General features: G+C 52.2%; 4 protein-coding genes. All 4 read left to right on the top strand.

The features are described 5' to 3' along the window. The coding region (locus PHV74_15820) for a metal ABC transporter substrate-binding protein (protein MDD5095819.1) at positions 1 to 758 on the top strand (758 nt) is incomplete at its 5' end. Positions 759 to 773: 15 nt separating this feature from the next. Next, positions 774 to 1622: a metal ABC transporter permease gene (locus tag PHV74_15815; protein MDD5095818.1), complete on the top strand. Its 849-nt coding sequence runs from the start codon at positions 774 to 776 to the stop codon at positions 1620 to 1622. Next, entirely contained in the window at positions 1619 to 2464 is an 846-nt protein-coding gene (locus tag PHV74_15810; GenBank protein MDD5095817.1) for a metal ABC transporter ATP-binding protein, read from the top strand. The genes PHV74_15815 and PHV74_15810 overlap by 4 nt, the downstream gene beginning before the upstream one ends. A 254-nt stretch (positions 2465 to 2718) precedes the next feature. Then, the coding region (locus PHV74_15805) for a citramalate synthase (GenBank protein MDD5095816.1) at positions 2719 to 3112 on the top strand (394 nt) is incomplete at its 3' end.

Raw genomic sequence — 3112 nt, 5'->3', positions numbered from 1 at the left:
GTGTCACTGTATCCGTACCTAATGGACTGGATCCGCACGAATGGGATCCATCGGCGAAGGATATTGAAGCGATAAACAAAGCAGACCTGGTTATTCAGAACGGGCTCGGTCTCGAAGGCGGCATGGGAAAGACCCTGTCGAAGGCCAAAAGTAACGGAGTGAAGGTCTTCACCGCTTCAGATTATATTACGGTTCGCCATGTTGGGTCTGGAGAGGGGATTCCTTCAGAGGATCCGGATCAGGCTGTCGGGGCTGCAGATCCCCATTTGTGGACTGACCCGATGGCCATGAGAAGCATCGTTTCTGCTCTGGCCGGACAGTTAAAGGCGGATCTGGGTATTGACGTTGATGCTCGCGCACAAGACCTTGAAACTCGTCTCGCCGCGCTGAACCAGAAGATATCTGATGAAGTGTCAAGTTTGCCACCTGATAACCGAAAGCTGGTAACCGGCCACGAATCGATGGGGTATTTCGCTCAGTGTTACGGCTTCAAGCTGATAGGAACGATCATTCCCAGTATCAGCACACAGGCCGAGGTTTCGGCCGCGGATTTGGCTAAACTCAAGAATCTGATCGAGGATAACCATGTCAAAGCCATCTTTGCGGAACTTGGCACGTCGCCATCTGTGGCCAAGGAGCTCGGTGGTGAAACGGGAGTGAAGGTGATTCAACTCGCAACACATACCCTTCCGGATGATGGTTCCTACTTCACGTTCGAAGATAATCTGGCAAAGGTGATAATTGATGCGCTGAAATAGCGCAATGTTGTTATCATGGATTGGTTCATAACCCCCTTCTCATCCAACCCCTTCATGCTAAAGGCTCTCATCGCCGGGGTTCTGGTAGCGATTTCCTGTGCTATTGTAGGCACATTCGTGGTGCTGCGCGGCCTGGCTTTTATTGGCGATGCGCTGAGCCACGGCGTTCTGCCGGGAATTGCCGGAGCAATCTTACTCGGATACTCCGGGATGACAGGAGCTGTGGTTGGAGCCATCGCTATGATTGGAGGCATCAGCCTTATTACTCAACGCTCACGCCTTTCCTCAGATACGGCAATTGGGCTTCTGTTTGTCGGGATGCTGGCTCTGGGCGTGGTGATCATCTCTCACTCCACCTCATTTACCGGCGATTTGATTCAGATGCTGTTTGGGGAGTTTCTTGGCGTGAGCACAAGGGCGATTGGCATTCAGATTATTGCCACTCTTGTGGTTATTGTAACTGCGGCCATCTGCGCCCGACCGTTCTTGCTTTTATGCTTTGATCCCGAACAAGCACAGGTCATGGGCTTTTCTGTCAAACTCTATCACAACATTATGCTTTTCCTTATCGCTCTGACCATCGTTGTTTCCTTTCAGACGGTGGGGACATTACTTGTCTTTGGGATGTTAATGGCTCCGGCCGGCGCGGGAGCACTGCTGGCACGAAGAATCGGGGCGATGATCCTATGGGCTGTTGTCTTCGGCGTATCTTCGGTGTACATCGGCCTTCTTTTTAGTTACCACTTCAGTATTGCGGCCGGGGCTGCGGTCGTGTTGACAGCCATCACAGCATTCTTTGTGGTCTTCTTACTTCAAAACCTGCGTGCTCAGCATTTGCATCGATCGGAGGCTTCCAGTCTATGAATGATGGCATGATGAGAAATGGCTCCGTCTTCGATAATGCCAGGCTTGCTGACCCTGGAGCAGAAGCAGTCATATATGCGGATCATCTGGATATTGGTTATAATAACAACCCTGTTGTGACGGGAATTGAATTTCAACTGGGGGCAGGTCAGGCCCTTGCCCTGGTTGGCATCAACGGTTCAGGGAAATCCACTTTGCTGAAGACCCTTGTCGGGCTGATTGCGCCGATCCAGGGCCGACTCACGATTCTCGGCAAACGACCCGGAAGCTTGCCAAAGCAAATTGCATATCTCAGTCAGTTTCATGCATCAGGATTTGTCCTGCCTCTTCGTGCAATAGATGTGGTCCGCATGGGGAGATTCCCGAATCGTGGGTTGTTTGGACGCATGACACGGTCGGATCAAGAAGTGACAGAGGCTGCCATGCGCATGTTGAGTATCGAGCATTTGGCAGAACTTCCACTGCGGTCATTATCGGGGGGGCAGCAGCAGCGGGTTTACCTGGCTCAAATCCTAGCCAGACAAGCGGACGTTCTCATTCTGGACGAGCCCACCGCTGGTCTGGATGCCGCCGGCCGGGAAATATACTTAAGGGCTGTGAAGGCCGAACTTTCCCGCGGCGCTGCCGTGATTACGGCTACCCATGATATTCAGGAGGCGGCTCACTGCAATCAGGTCATGTTGTTGGCGCATCGTGTCGTAGGGATTGGGACGCCAGAAGAAGTTCTGACGCCAGCAATGCTCCTGGAAACATTTGGGATTGTAATTACAGGAGATCATCCGGGAGTTGCCATTGCTGAACGTGAACACGGGCATGATCACCATCACAGAGCGTCTCACTGACGTTGTCGCCCTCGTCCAAGATCCCCTGACACCCACAGTCGGCGCCAGCAGGCTCTCAATTCTCCATGGAAATCCGGCCTCACTTGTTGACATAATACGATTGTCATGGCTTTTTCAGGCTCACTTTCGGATTGGGGGAGCCTGTCTTTCTGTCCTGCGTATTATTTGCAAAAGCCGTCTTGTTCCGGAGATCATCGGATGCTTGACGGCAGTTATTGCCTGGTGTAGTCTAAATACGAATTTGAGAGGCTTTTGTGAATATTCAGCTTTACGATACCACCTTGCGTGATGGCGCTCAGCGGGAGGGCGTATCCTTCACTGTAGAGGATAAGGCCCGGGTTGCCAGAAAGCTCGATGAGTTAGGGGTTCATTTCATCGAGGGGGGATGGCCGGGGTCCAATCCAAAGGATACCTCATTCTTCAAACGAATGCAGGGGGTCTTGTTATTGAATTCAACTCTGGTTGCTTTTGGCAGCACCCGTCGTGCCAATACCCGAGCAGAGGAAGATACTAATCTCAATGCGTTGATGGAGACAGGTCTCACCGTGTTCACTCTCGTGGGGAAGGGATCGCTGGAGCACGTCACCAGGATTCTGAAGACCAGCCCTGAGGAGAATCTGGCGATGATTGCCAGATCGGAAGAGCGTC

This window comes from Dehalococcoidia bacterium (genome assembly GCA_028711995.1).
Taxonomy (GTDB): Bacteria; Chloroflexota; Dehalococcoidia; order SZUA-161; family SpSt-899; genus JAQTRE01.
Note: the sequence above shows the minus strand (reverse complement) of the source record. Positions and strands in the feature narration are given on the sequence as shown.